The organism is Amycolatopsis iheyensis (genome assembly GCF_024703995.1).
GTDB lineage: Bacteria > Actinomycetota > Actinomycetes > Mycobacteriales > Pseudonocardiaceae > Amycolatopsis > Amycolatopsis iheyensis.
Map to the genome: position 1 here is coordinate 157,090 of NZ_JAMXQV010000019.1, position 12,704 is coordinate 169,793.

General features: G+C 70.9%; 16 protein-coding genes. 13 read left to right on the top strand and 3 right to left on the bottom strand.

Annotated elements, in window-relative coordinates; genetic code table 11:
- Positions 1-26 precede the first annotated feature (26 nt).
- Both M8542_RS32145 and M8542_RS32150 read left to right on the top strand, forming a co-directional pair.
- Entirely contained in the window at positions 27-1,022 is a 996-nt protein-coding gene (locus M8542_RS32145) for a sigma-70 family RNA polymerase sigma factor (RefSeq protein ID WP_257924045.1), read from the top strand.
- 34 nt (positions 1,023-1,056) lie between these two features.
- Entirely contained in the window at positions 1,057-1,254 is a 198-nt protein-coding gene (locus tag M8542_RS32150; RefSeq protein ID WP_257924046.1) for a hypothetical protein, read from the top strand.
- On the opposite strand, the gene M8542_RS32155 is transcribed toward M8542_RS32150, so the two are convergent.
- The gene (locus tag M8542_RS32155) at positions 1,235-1,357 is read right to left on the bottom strand and encodes a hypothetical protein (RefSeq protein ID WP_257924047.1); all 123 of its coding nucleotides are present in this window, start codon (positions 1,355-1,357) and stop codon (positions 1,235-1,237) included. The genes M8542_RS32150 and M8542_RS32155 overlap by 20 nt on opposite strands.
- Positions 1,358-1,605: 248 nt before the next feature.
- Here M8542_RS32155 and M8542_RS32160 point away from each other — a divergent pair, with 248 nt between their 5' ends.
- From M8542_RS32160 to M8542_RS32215, 11 genes are all read left to right on the top strand, one after another.
- Complete coding sequence (locus tag M8542_RS32160; protein ID WP_257924048.1) at positions 1,606-1,920, top strand: DMT family transporter; 315 nt, start codon at positions 1,606-1,608, stop codon at positions 1,918-1,920.
- The gene (locus M8542_RS32165) at positions 1,917-2,279 is read left to right on the top strand and encodes a DMT family transporter (RefSeq protein ID WP_257924049.1); all 363 of its coding nucleotides are present in this window, start codon (positions 1,917-1,919) and stop codon (positions 2,277-2,279) included. Before M8542_RS32160 ends, M8542_RS32165 begins: the two co-directional genes overlap by 4 nt.
- Positions 2,254-2,787 (top strand): TetR/AcrR family transcriptional regulator, encoded by a 534-nt coding sequence (locus M8542_RS32170; RefSeq protein WP_257924050.1) that lies wholly within the window; start codon positions 2,254-2,256, stop codon positions 2,785-2,787. Before M8542_RS32165 ends, M8542_RS32170 begins: the two co-directional genes overlap by 26 nt.
- Positions 2,784-3,101 carry a DUF3253 domain-containing protein gene (locus tag M8542_RS32175; RefSeq protein WP_257924051.1) on the top strand — a complete coding sequence of 106 codons (318 nt, stop codon included), beginning with the start codon at positions 2,784-2,786 and terminating at the stop codon, positions 3,099-3,101. The genes M8542_RS32170 and M8542_RS32175 overlap by 4 nt, the downstream gene beginning before the upstream one ends.
- A gap of 9 nt (positions 3,102-3,110) precedes the next feature.
- Positions 3,111-4,040 carry a GNAT family N-acetyltransferase gene (locus tag M8542_RS32180; RefSeq protein ID WP_257924052.1) on the top strand — a complete coding sequence of 310 codons (930 nt, stop codon included), beginning with the start codon at positions 3,111-3,113 and terminating at the stop codon, positions 4,038-4,040.
- 134 nt (positions 4,041-4,174) lie between these two features.
- Positions 4,175-5,041 carry an amidohydrolase family protein gene (locus tag M8542_RS32185; protein ID WP_257924053.1) on the top strand — a complete coding sequence of 289 codons (867 nt, stop codon included), beginning with the start codon at positions 4,175-4,177 and terminating at the stop codon, positions 5,039-5,041.
- Positions 5,034-5,921 (top strand): substrate-binding domain-containing protein, encoded by an 888-nt coding sequence (locus M8542_RS32190; protein ID WP_257924054.1) that lies wholly within the window; start codon positions 5,034-5,036, stop codon positions 5,919-5,921. The genes M8542_RS32185 and M8542_RS32190 overlap by 8 nt, the downstream gene beginning before the upstream one ends.
- On the top strand, positions 5,914-7,203 hold the full coding sequence (gene dctA, locus M8542_RS32195) for a C4-dicarboxylate transporter DctA (RefSeq protein ID WP_257924055.1): 1,290 nt from the start codon (positions 5,914-5,916) through the stop codon (positions 7,201-7,203). The genes M8542_RS32190 and dctA overlap by 8 nt, the downstream gene beginning before the upstream one ends.
- 79 nt (positions 7,204-7,282) lie before the next feature.
- Complete coding sequence (locus M8542_RS32200; protein WP_257924056.1) at positions 7,283-7,960, top strand: DUF4232 domain-containing protein; 678 nt, start codon at positions 7,283-7,285, stop codon at positions 7,958-7,960.
- 291 nt (positions 7,961-8,251) lie between these two features.
- The gene (locus M8542_RS50670; protein ID WP_372508664.1) at positions 8,252-9,589 is read left to right on the top strand and encodes a beta-1,3-glucanase family protein; all 1,338 of its coding nucleotides are present in this window, start codon (positions 8,252-8,254) and stop codon (positions 9,587-9,589) included.
- A gap of 307 nt (positions 9,590-9,896) precedes the next feature.
- Positions 9,897-10,439 (top strand): hypothetical protein, encoded by a 543-nt coding sequence (locus tag M8542_RS32215; RefSeq protein ID WP_257924057.1) that lies wholly within the window; start codon positions 9,897-9,899, stop codon positions 10,437-10,439.
- Between the two features lie 79 nt (positions 10,440-10,518).
- Here the strand turns inward: M8542_RS32215 and M8542_RS32220 are convergent, their stop codons facing one another.
- Together M8542_RS32220 and M8542_RS32225 are read right to left on the bottom strand one after the other, a co-directional pair.
- Complete coding sequence (locus M8542_RS32220) at positions 10,519-11,859, bottom strand: MFS transporter (protein ID WP_257924058.1); 1,341 nt, start codon at positions 11,857-11,859, stop codon at positions 10,519-10,521.
- Positions 11,825-12,649: a MurR/RpiR family transcriptional regulator gene (locus M8542_RS32225; RefSeq protein WP_257924059.1), complete on the bottom strand. Its 825-nt coding sequence runs from the start codon at positions 12,647-12,649 to the stop codon at positions 11,825-11,827. The genes M8542_RS32220 and M8542_RS32225 overlap by 35 nt, the downstream gene beginning before the upstream one ends.
- Between the last annotated feature and the right edge of the window lie 55 nt (positions 12,650-12,704).

Genomic DNA, 12,704 nt, shown 5'->3' on the forward strand with positions numbered 1-12,704 from the left:
GGATGAACGCGAGGAGAGGCGGACCGATGGCGGGAACCGAGCTGATCGACCGGGCGCGGGCGGGCGACGGTGAGGCGTTCCGGGCGCTGACCGAGCCGCACCGCCGGGAGCTGCAGGTGCACTGCTACCGGATGCTCGGCTCGTTCCAGGACGCCGAGGACGCGCTGCAGGACACCCTGCTGGACGCCTGGCGCGGCCTCGGCGGGTTCGACGGCCGCGCCTCGATCCGCACCTGGCTCTACCGGATCGCCACCAACCGCTGCCTCAGCGCCCTGCGCACGGCCGCGCGCCGCCCGGCCAAGGCGTGGGACATCCCCGGCGTCGAGCCGCCCGAGCCGACCCGGCTCGGCGAGGTCGTCTGGCTCGAGCCGTATCCCGACACTCTCCTCGAAGGCGCGTTCGCCGTGCCGCTCGGCCCGGAAGCCCGGTACGAGCAAAGCGAAGCCATCTCGCTCGCGTTCGTCACCGCGCTCCAGCTGCTGCCGCCCCGGCAGGTGGCGGTGCTGGTGCTGCGGGACGTCCTCGGTTTCCCGGCGAGCGACGTCGCGGCGATGCTGGACACCACGGTCGACTCGGTGAAGAGCGCCCTCAAACGAGCCCGCGCCGGCCTGCGGCACCGGGAGCCGGGCAACCCGCCGGCCGGGGCCGCGATCGTCGCCGACTTCGTACGCGCCTGGGAGGACGCCGACATCGCTGCCTTGGTGGCCCTGCTGACCGACGACGTCTTCATGTCCATGCCGCCGCTGCCCCTCGAGTACGAGGGCCGGGACGTCGTCGCCGGCTTCTGCGCCCGCCTGTTCGGCGCGGGCCGCCGCTTCGACCTCGTGCCGACCCGCGCGAACGGCCAGCCCGCGTTCGGCGCCTACCTGCGCGCGCCGTCCGGGGCCCGGCACGGGACCGGGTTGTACGTGCTCACCCTGGCCCGCGACGGGATCCGCGCGATGACGCGGTTCGAGAACAGCGTGCTGCCCGCGTTCGGGCTGCCGCGCTCGCTGCCCGAGGTCAGCCGTCGACGAACGTGACGGTTTCGGCGAGCGGCGCCCGGCCGGTCCGCGGGTGGTGCACCGCGGTGTCCTCGAACCGGCGTTCGGCGCCTACCTGCGTGCGCCGTCGGGGGTCCGGCACGGGACCGGGTTGTACGTGCTCACCCTGGCCCACGACGGGATCCGTGCGATGACGAGGTTCGAGAACAGCGTGCTGCCCGCGTTCGGGCTGCCGCGCTCGCTGCCCGAGGTCAGCCGTCGACGAACGTGACGGTTTCGGCGAGCGGCGCCCGGCCGGTCCGCGGGTGGTGCACCGCGGTGTCCTCGAACCGGCGTTCGGCGCCTACCTGCGTGCGCCGTCGGGGGTCCGGCACGGGACCGGGTTGTACGTGCTCACCCTGGCCCACGACGGGATCCGTGCGATGACGAGGTTCGAGAACAGCGTGCTGCCCGCGTTCGGGCTGCCGCGCTCGCTGCCCGAACGGTCCGCGGGTACCGGCCGGCGTCGGACCACTGCGGCCGGCCCGTGGCGGTCGAGGTAGGAACCCGCTCACCTGCCCGGGTTCCCCGGAAACCGCAACTCGCTTGCCAAGTATGAACGTGCGTACATACTCTGGCCGGTATGACGATCGTGGTGCTCGCCCTGGCCATCGCCTCGGGGCTGTCGGGAACGCTCTTCACCCGCGCGTCGCACGGGTTCACGCGGTGGGCGAGCGCGCTGGCCGCCGTCGTGTCATTCGCGATGGCCACCCTGTTGCTGTCCTGGCTGGTCCAGCGGCTGCCGGTCGGGCTCGTCTACGCGGTGTGGACCGGCACCGCGGCGGTGGTGCTGGTGATCGTCGACCGGATCTTCTTCGCGGTGCGCACCACGCCGGTGCAGCTCGCCGGCATGGCCGTGACCCTGGCCGGCGTGACGATCCTGGGGATCGCGGGATGAGCCCGCTGCGCGGATGGCTGTGCCTGGCCGCCACGGTGGTCCTCGAAATGGTGGCGACGCTGGCGTTGAAGGCGTCGCACGGGTTCACGGTCCTGGCGCCGTCGGTGGTTTCGGTCGCCGGTTACGCCGCGACGACCGTCGCGCTGGCCTTCGCGCTGAAGGTGGTGCCGGTGAGCGTGGCCTACGTGATCTGGACCGGTGCCGGAACCGCCGGGGTCGCGTTGCTGGCGGCGGTGCTCTTCGCCGACCGGCTGTCCCCGGCGGCGTGGGTCGGCGTCGCGCTCGTGGTGGTCGGTGTCATGCTGATCAACGCGAGGAAGCGGGAGGAACCCGGTGCGGCCGAAGAACACGCCGAATGACCCCGAGCGGCGGGAGCGCATCCTGCGGGCCGCGATCGAGCTGGTGCAGCGGAGCGGGATCGCGAGCGTCACGGCCCGTTCCGTGGCGGCCGAGGCCGGGGTGCCGGTCGGGTCGGTCGCGTACTACTTCGAGTCCGTGCCGGGGCTGTTGCTGGAAGCCAGCGCCCGCGTGCTGCACCTGCGGACGGGGACCCTCGGCGAGCGGCTCGCCGGCACCCGCCCGGACAACGTCGTGCGCCGGCTGGCGGAGCTGATCCACCACCAGCTGACCGACCAGCGGACGACGAGCATCGTCGCCTACGAGCTGTACATGCTGGGCATGCGGGACCCGAAGTTCCGCGAGGTCAGCCGCGCGTCGAACGCCCAGCTGCGCGACTGGCTCGCCGAGATCCTCCCGCCGGCGCAGGCCGCCCACCTGGCCGCGGTGGCCGACGGCTACCAGCTGCAGTGCCTGTTCGAGGAGGAGACGCCGTCGGTGGCGCGGATCGAGCGGGTGCTCACGGGATGACCGAACTGGAGCGGATCCGCGACGGCGACGGTCCGGGCGCCGCCGACGCCCGGAGGGCTCTTGCCGCCGGGTCCACTGCCGAACGGCTGCGGGCCGCGATCCTCGCGCTGGCCTACGCGCGGGGAGCGCGGAGCAGCACCTGCCCCTCGGACGCGGCCCGCGCGGTGGCCGACGATTGGCGGCCGCTGATGGCCGAGGCGCGAGAGGCGGCGCGGGAGCTGGCTCGCGACGGCCGGGTCCAGCTGACCCAGCGCGGCAACGTCCTGGATCCGGACGGCGAGTGGCGAGGACCGATCAGGATCCGCAGGTCGTAACCTGTCCGCATGGGCGATCTGCCGCTGTCGACCGAGCGGTTGCTGGTGCGCCGGTTCACCGCCGCCGACGTGCCCGCCTTCGCCGCCTACCGCTCGGATCCCGAGGTCGCGCGCTACCAGTCCTGGGACACGCCGGTCGAGAACGCCGAACAGCTCGTCGCAGACTTCGCCGCCGCGCACGAAAGCGAACCCGGCTGGTTCCAGTACGCCGTGGAACTACGAGCCGACCACATCCTGATCGGCGACGTCGGCGTCCGCCTCGACGACAACCGGATGCAAGCGGACGTCGGCTTCACCCTTGCCCGGGAACACCAGGGCCAGGGCTACGCGACCGAAGCCGTCCAAGCCGTGCTCGACCGGCTGTTCGCCACCGGCCTCCAGCGCGTCTCGGCCGAGTGCGACACCCGAAACGCCGCTTCCGCCCACCTCCTGGAACGGCTCGGCTTCCGCTGGGAAGGCCACCGCCGCCGCCACACCTGGCTCAAGGGCGAGTGGACCGACGACGCCCTCTTCGGCCTCCTCGCCGACGAACGGCGCCACCCCGAGCCGACGGCGATCTTCGCCTGCCGCCCCAACCTCCTGGTCGACGATCTCGCCGCCGCCCTGGCCTTCTACGCCGGCTCGCTCGGCTTCCGGATCGGCTGGCGCTGGTCCGACCCGCGAGCCCGCTTCCTTTCCGAAGCCGAGCCCACCGAGCCGGGCACGGCGCTGGTCGCCCACGGTCCCGTCCAGCTCATGCTGACCCAGGTCCCCGGCGCCCACACCACACGCCTGCACTTCGACGTCCGCACCGCCGGTCAGGTCGACGAGCTCTTCCGGGCGTGGACCGCGAACGGCGCCGACATCGCCGAGCCGCCGTTCGTGCGGGCGTGGGGAATGTACGAAATGCGCCTTCTGGACCCGGACGGCAACGTCCTCCGGGTCAGCTCGCCGGCCTGACTTCGGACCCTTTTCCCGATCTGTCCGATATCTCTGCGCGCAAATTGTGTCGACTATCTTGAACAAAATTGTCAACAATGTGTAGGGTCCGGACGGCGGCGCGTCCCGCCGCTGCGCAGAGCACAGGAGAGTGCATGGACCTCATCGACACGCACACCCACGTCATCTCCCCGGACACCACTCGCTACCCGGTCGATCCGATCGGCGGGCGACAGTCCGACTGGTCGCGCGCGCACCCGGTCGACATCGACGGTCTGGTGCGGGCCCTCGACGACGCCGGCATCGCCAAGGCCGTCGTCGTGCAGGCGTCCACTGTGTACGGACACGACAACCGGTACGTCGTCGAAGCCGTCCGCGCGCACCCCGGCCGGTTCGCCGGTGTCTTCTCGGTCGATGCGCTCGCACCCGACGCCGTCGAGCGGATCCGGTACTGGCTGGACCAGGGGCTGTCCGGCTTCCGCCTGTTCACCACCGGCACCACCATGCCCGGCCAGGCGAGCTGGCTCGGCCACGAGGACTCCCATCCTGCCTGGGCCTACGCCGAGGAGCACGACATCCCGGTGTGCCTGCAGATGACGATCCAGGGGCTGCCCGCGCTGCGGAACCTGCTGCGGCACTTCCCGGGCGTGCGCGTGCTGCTCGACCACTGCGCCCGCCCCGACCTGGCCGACGGACCGCCCTACCGCCAAGCGAAAGAACTGTTCGACCTCGCCGAGTTCCCCGGCGTGCACCTCAAGCTGACGCACCGCGCGCTGGCCGCCTCGGCGAAGGGGGCGTCGACGCCCGCCGCGTTCCTGGCCGCGTTGGTGCGCGCGTACGGTGCCGACCGGCTCGCCTGGGGCTCCAACTTCCCCGCCGCGGACGGGACGCCGGCGAGCATCCTCGCCGAAGCCCGCGCGCAGGTGGCCAGTCTGTCCGAAGTGGACCAGGAGTTGCTCTTCGGTGGCACGGCGGCGAAGTTCTACCCGGCCGTCGCGATCGCGGGTGGGCGCCGTGGCTGAGCTGCGCACCGTCCTCGCCGACTACCCGCACACGACCCCGCTGAAGAACGGCGACGTCGTCAGCCCGTCGGTGCGGCTCGACTTCGAGGCCGTCGAACCGGTGCACAAGGCGTTCGCGCCGATGGTGCGCGACGAGGCCTACGACCTTTCCGAGCTGGCCGTCGTCACCGCCCTGCAGGCGATCGCCCACGACCGGCCCGTCGTGCTTCTCCCGGTCGTCGTCGCGTCGCGGTTCCAGCGCGGCTGCCTGATCGCCCCCGCTTCGCGGCCCGTCAAGCCGGACGAGCTGGCCGGCCGGCGGGTCGGCGTGCGGGCTTTCACCCAGACGACCGGCATGTGGGTCCGTGCCCACCTCGCCGAGGACTACGGCCTGGCGCCGGGCGACGTCCGCTGGATCATCCGCGACGGCGCGCACGTGCGCGAGTACGAGGACCCGGCGTTCGTCGAGCACGGCATCGGCGAGGCGAGCCTGCCGGACCTCCTGCGCGACGGCCGGATCGACGCCGCGATCTTCGGCAACGACCTGCCCGAGGGCGACGAGTTCGTCCCGGTCATCCCCGACGCCGCCGCCCGCGACGCGGAATGGTGGCGCACCACCGGGTTCATGCCGGTCAACCACATGGTCGTCGCCGGGCGCTCGGCCGTGCGGCGCGACCCCGCCGCCGTTCGCGAGGCGTACGCGCTGCTGCGCCGGGCGGACGCCGCGGTCGTCCGGCCCGCCGGCACGCCGAGCCCGACGATGTTCGGCTTCGAGCGCCTGCGTCGCCCCCTGGAGGTCATCATCGCCACCTGCCTGGCGCAAGGTCTGCTGCCGCGCGCACTCGACGTCGACGAAGTGTTCGCGCCCGCCCGGGAAGTGCTGGGGCGCGACGATGACTGAAACCGCGACCACGCCCGCCCGCGTCCGCAAGCCCTTCTACCGCGACCTCGCGTTCCAGGTCCTCGTCGGCGTCGCCGCGGGCGTGCTCGTCGGCGCCTTCGCGCCCTCGATCGGCCACCACGTCGACTTCCTCGGCGACATCTTCATCCACCTCATCCAGATGGTGGTCGGCCTGATCATCTTCTGCACCGTCACCCACGGCATCACCAGCGTGCGCGACCTCGGCAAGGTCGGCCGGATCGCGGTGCGGGCGCTGGTGTACTTCGAGGTGATCACCACCATCGCCCTGGTGATCGGCCTGGTCGTGGTCAACGTGCTCAAGCCCGGCGCCGGCATGCACATCGACCCGTCGTCACTGCACGCGAGCGCCTCGGCCACCGCGCCCGCGAAGTCGGAGGGGTTCGACGACTTCCTCGTCAGCCTGGTCCCGACGTCGGCGGTGCAGGCCTTCGCCCAGGGGCAGATCCTGCAGGTCCTGGTGTTCTCCGTGCTGTTCGCGTGCGGCCTGGCGTCGATCGGCGAGAAGGCGCAGCCGGTGCTGGACTTCGTCGGCAACGTCCAGCAGGCGCTGTTCTGGATCATCCGCAAGGTCATGCGGATCGCGCCGATCGCCGCGTTCGGCGCGATCGCCTACACCGTGTCGAAGTACGGCCTCGGCACGTTGCTGCCGCTCGGCCGGCTGATCGGCGTGTTCTACCTGATCTGCGTGCTGTTCTTCGTGCTGGTGCTGTGGCCGGTCTCGCGCTACGGCGGCTTCAGCCTGCTGAAGGTGTTGCGGTACTTCCGCGCCGAACTGGTCCTCGTGCTGGGCACCAGCTCGTCGGAAAGCGTCTTCCCGCAGCTGACCGCGAAGCTGAAGAAGCTCGGCGTGGACGAGCCCGTCGTCGGGCTGGTGCTGCCGACCGCCTACAGCTTCAACCACGACGGCACCTGCCTGTACTTCGCCGCGGTCAGCGTGTTCCTGGCGCAGGCCACCGGCACCGACCTGAGCTGGCAGGCGCAGCTGGGCCTGCTGCTGGTGCTGCTGCTGACCTCGAAGGGCGGCGCCGGGGTGTCCGGCTCGGCCATCGCGGTGCTGGCGCTCACCCTGAGCGCGACCCACACGATCCCGGTCAGCAGCATCGCGCTGGTGCTGGGGGTGCACAGCGTGCTCTCGGCGGCGTTCGTGTTCACCAACATCGCCGGCAACTGCGTCGCGACGCTGGTCGTGGGCAAGTGGGAGAAGGCGATCGACCGCGAACGCCTGCACGCGGAGCTGGACGCGGGCTACGCGGCAGCGTGACATGGGTCACACGCGTTCAACGTCAGCCTGCCGAGAGGCATCCACTGGGTGAGGGTGATCAACCAGGGGAGGGGCAATCGTGGGCGGAGCGAAGGCGCGGACCGCGCTGGCGGGCGTGCTGACCGGCGCGGCCGTGCTGGCCGTGACGGCGTGCGAGAACGAGCAGCCGCAAGCGCGGCAGAGCCGGCCGCCGGAGATCAACGGCGTCGTGACCTCCGCGGCGCCGACCGCGACGAGCATGCCACCGTCGTCGAAGGTCCCGCAGGCCACGACGGTCCCGGCGCCGACGACCGCGGAGCCGGACAACGGTGCGCCACGCCGCTGCACGGCGAACGAGCTCGCCGTCAAGCTCGGCGCGGCGGCCGAGAACTCCTACGGCCAGTTCGAGATCCCGCTGGTGTTCACCAACACCGGCGCCAGGGCGTGCCGGCTCGTCGGCGTCCCCGGGGTGGACCTGCACGGCCCCGCCGACCCCAACGGCCCGGTGTACTCGCTGCCGCGGGTCGACGACGGGGACAAGGACACGCTGGCCGCGCCGGGCGCGTCGTCGACCGCGCACCTGGTCGTCCTGCCCTGGACCGAGGGGTCGGAGGGCAGTGCCGGATCCGGGAAGTGGGTGCCGACGCAGCTGGTCACGACGCCGCCGGGGCAGACCATCCCGCTGACGGTGGCCTGGCCGAACGGCATCTCGGTGCTGCGGCAGGACATGGCGACGCACCCGGGCTCGTCGGTGCACGGCCTGACCGTCCGAGCCTGAGTCCTTTGTGGACAGAATAGGCGGCGCCGCTGGGCATGGCTGACTCCTGGCGAGTGAGCCCCTGGGCGGGTGGCGGCGCCACGCAGAGGTGCGGGTGAAACCGGTTCCGAATATCGCCCCCGGCCGCGGATCTGTCAAGGCTTGACAGGCCGGGCCCGGTGGTATGAACCTTTTCACCGATCGTCCCGGCCGGCCCGGAAGCTCCTGCCCGGCGGTCTTCGGGACGAGCCGGACGACGCCGTCCCCTGACCGGCGGCGGGTCCGCCCCACTTCCCCGGCCAGGGAGGAACCATGCCCTCGAAACGCCGTGTCCCCCGACTGCTCACCCTGACCGCCGCCCTCGTGGTCGCCACGCTCGGCTTCGCCGTGCCGGCCGCGCAAGCGGCGGACACCCTGATCTCCCAAGGGAAAGCCGCGACCGCGTCCTCGGTGGAGAACGCCGGCACCCCCGCTTCCGCCGCGGTGGACGGCAGCGCCGGCACCCGCTGGTCGTCGCAGTTCAGCGATCCACAGTGGATCCGCGTAGATCTCGGCGGCGCCGCGACCGTCAGCCGGGTCGTGCTGAACTGGGAGGCCGCCTACGCCACCGCCTTCCAGATCCAGATGTCCGACAACGGATCCAGCTGGTCCACTGTGTACCAGACGACCACCGGAACCGGCGGCACGCAAACGCTGGCCGTCACCGGCGCCGGGCGGTACGTGCGGCTGTACACGACGGCCCGCGCCACGCCCTACGGCGTCTCGCTGTGGGAGTTCCAGGTCTACGGCACCGGCGGCGGCACGACGCAGCCCGGCTCCGGCGTGCCACCCGAGTCGTTCTGGGGTGACACCGGCGGCATCCCGGCCGCGCGGAACGTGCTCACGGTGAAGGTGCTCAACCGCACCAACGGCAAGTACCCGGACAGTCAGGTGTTCTGGAACTTCGGCGGCCAGACCCACTCGATCGCCGAGCAGCCCTACATCGACATGCCCGCCAACTCCGCCGGGCGGATGTACTTCTACCTCGGCACGCCGAACGGCCAGTACGCCGACTTCATCGAGTTCACCGTCGGGCCGGACGTGTTCAACGGCAACACCACCCGGGTGGACGCGTTCGCGCTGAAGCTGGCCATGCGGCTGCACGCCCACGACGGCTACGACGTCCAGGTCGGCGACGACTACGGGACCTTCCAAGAAGATCGCGCGGCGACGTTCGCGAAGTTCCAGGCCGAGGTGCCGACGGAGTTCAAGGGCCTGGCGACGGTGAACGCGCCGTACCGCATCCCGGCGCCGGGCAGCGCGCCGGACTTCCGCACCGGCGGCAAGTACGCGAACTACTTCACCGCGTACGCGCAGTCGGTGGGTGTCAACGAGCCGACGTCGAACATCACCGGGTGCGCCGGCTCGCTGGCCGGCAACCCGGACATGTGCGCGGCGCTGAACCGGCACACCGCGCACCTGCCGCAGTCGCAGTGGCAGGATCCGGCCCGGTACTACCAGGCGGCGCCCGCGAACTACTACGCGAAGTTCTGGCACGACCACGGGATCAACCACCTGGCGTACGGCTTCCCGTACGACGACGTCGCCGGCCAGTCCTCGTTCGTCTCGCACGGTGATCCGCAGTGGCTGCTGGTCGCCGTCGGCTGGTGATCACCGGGTGCCGACATTCGGATCACTGGAATCGTGCGTTCGGTTCAACCGAATCGTTGGGAAGATTCCGGCCGTCCTGTCACAATAGTCCGATGTGGACCTCGTCAAGCTCGGCAAACGTGCTACAGTAAGGGAAATCGACGCGTTCGGCCGGACTGTGCAAACGAGACACCACGTGATCGGTTACGGCGATCGGCGATGTCGATCAGTTGAGATTGCTCACCGCGGTTTTCGCGAATCAGATGTTTCTCCGAGCCCTTTTGGTGGATCCCTGGGATGTCGAATTCCCCATCGGGAGGAGCACATCATGAGATTCGCGAAAACCGCGGTGATCGCCGTCGTCGTCGCCGCGCTGGTGGCGATGTTCACCGGCACGGGCACCGCGTCCGCAGCGCCCGCACCCGCCGTCCCGGCGCTCACCGCGCCGATCACCGGCACCTTCACCGACGCCTCGGGCGGCACCGGCACCGCGGCCGGCACCTTCACTCCGACCGGCTTCGTCGCCGACGGCCAGAACCTCGTGGCGAACGGCGTCGCTGACGTGACGCTGACGGACTCCGCCGGTCAGCAGGTCGGCACCCAGTCGCGTGCGGTCAGCGTGCCGGTCGGCGTCGCGGCGGCGTCGTGCCAGATCCTCGACCTGGTGCTCGGGCCGCTCGACCTGGACCTGCTCGGCCTGGTCGTGCACCTGGACCGGGTGCACCTGAACATCACCGCCGACGCGGGCCCCGGCAACCTGCTGGGCAACCTCCTGTGCGCCATCGCCGGCCTGCTCGACCCGGGCCCGCTGACGGACCTGCAGGCGCTGGTGAACCTGCTCAACCAGATCATCGCCATCCTCGGCGGCTGACCGGTCTACCGCGGCTTGTCGTGAGTGTTTAGGGCGGTTCTAACCGCCCTAAACACTCACGACAACTTGCACCGAGGGTTCAGTCCAGCATCGCGTTCTTCGTCTCCGGCGCCCACAGCACCGACACCACGAGCCCGACGACCAGCACCAGCGTCAGGATCAGCATCGTCGGGGAGAAGCCGATTCCGTCCAGCGCCAAGGGAAGCAGGAACGTGCCGATGGCCGAGCCGACCCGGCTCAGGCCGTTCAGCAGGCCCACGCCGGAGCTGCGCAGGTCCGTCGGGAACAGCTCCGGCGGGTACACCTGGTCGAGGTTCACCGCCGCCGACATCGTGAACGTGAAGACCAGGAACAGCGGGAACAGCAACGCGGTCGGGGCGTCCGGCCAGACCGCCATCGGCGCCATCGACACGATCAGCACCACGAACGACCAGATCGTCAGGCCGCGGCGGGTCATCTTCGCCACCAGCCACAGGCCGCCGAGGCTGCCCAGCAGCAGGAACAGGTTGAGCAGGCCGTCGCTGGTCGTGTCCTCCTCGCCGATGCCGATCTTGAGCAGCACCAGCGGCAGGAACGTGTAGATCGCGAAGTACGGGATGACCTGCGCGTTGTAGAAGATCGCGCCGAACGCGGTGGCCCGGCGGTACTTCTTGCCGAACAGCTCGCGGTACTTCGCCCGCCGCTCCGGGCGGTGGGTGGCGACCAGCTGGTCGAACGCCGCTTCGTCCCCGCGCAGCCGCCGCACGACCGCGCGGGCCTGGTCGAGCCGGCCCTGGGTGAGCAGCCACCGCGGCGACTCCGGCACGCCGATCCGCAGCAGCACCACGGCGATCGCCGGGACGCAGCTCGTCGCGAGCAGCCAGCGCCACGAATCCTCGCCGAGGGACACCAGGTAGTTCCCGAGGAAGAACGCGGCGACGTAACCGACCGTCCACAAGACAGTGAGGGACGCGAGCAGCCCGCCGCGGTACTTGCGGGGAACGAACTCCGCGACCAGTGTCGGGCCCAGTGCGTAATCCGCGCCGATGCCGATCCCGATCAGCAAGCGCAGGACGAACAACTGCACCGGGTCCTGCACGAAGAACTCCGCGGCCGACGCCACGGCGATCAGCAGGAAGTCCAAAGTGTACAGCCGCTGGCGGCCGATCTTGTCCGCCGCCCAGCCGACGAGCACGCTGCCGAGGAAGATCCCGATCAGCGCGGACGCGCCGAGCAGCCCCTCCCACACCGCGCCGAAGCCGAGCGACGAGGCGATCACCGGCAGGGCGATGCTGATGATGCCCAGCTCGTAGCCGTCGGAGTAGTTGGCGCAGAACGTCAGCGCCGTGATGCGGACGTGGAACCGGTTGAGGGGGACGTCGTCAAAAGCCGTGACCTCCGCGCCCTCACTCGGGGAGGAAGAGGTCTTGCTCTGCGGCATAGTCTTCGAAGCCTTCCAGTCGTTGCCGGGCCGTGGCGCCGGCCGCGTCGGCCATCGCCTCGACCAGCGCCACGGTCAGCGAGACGACCGCGGCGTGGGAGTCGAACACGAACTCCGACGCGACGCCCGCGCTCAGCACGTCGTCGGCGTGGGGGGTCAACGCCGAGACGGGCCGGTCCGTGATCAGGAGCGTGCGCAGGCCCAGCGCGCGGGCGTCTTCGAGCGCGGCCAGGCTTTCCCGCGGGTAGCGGGGGAGCGCGACCAGGACCAGCGTCCGCGCGCCGCACCGGTGGGCGTGGCGCAGGGAGTCGCCGAAGACGCTGCCGGAGTCGGTCAGCAGCCGGACGTCCGGGTGGATCTTCGTGGCCAGGTAGGCGAACGCCGCCGCCTGGGCCGAGGAGACGCGGTAGCCGGTCACGACGAGCGGAGCGGACGCCATCAGCCCGGCGGCGATCGCGCGCAGCCGTGTGTCGTCGGCCAGCTGGGTCCGCAACGCGGCGAGGTTGCGCAGGTCGGCGTCGATCGCGTCCTGGAACTTGTTGCCGCCGCACTCCGGCTCCGGTTCGGCCGCCGCTTCACGCAGGTAGCGGCGGAACCCGGCGTACCCGTCGAACCCGAGCAGGGCGACGAACCGGGTTACCGACGGCTGACTGACCTGCGCGTACTCGGCCAGCTCGGCGCTGGTGAGCGCCACCGCCTCGGCCGCGTGGTCGGCGAGGTAGCTGGCGATGCGCCGCTGCGCCGGGGTCAGCCGGTGGGCGGTGAGCAGCTCGTGCAGCGACCGGGACAACCCTGTCTCCGTCCTTGTGTGAATGAGTAGTTTCATGTCACCTTAAGAATGAATG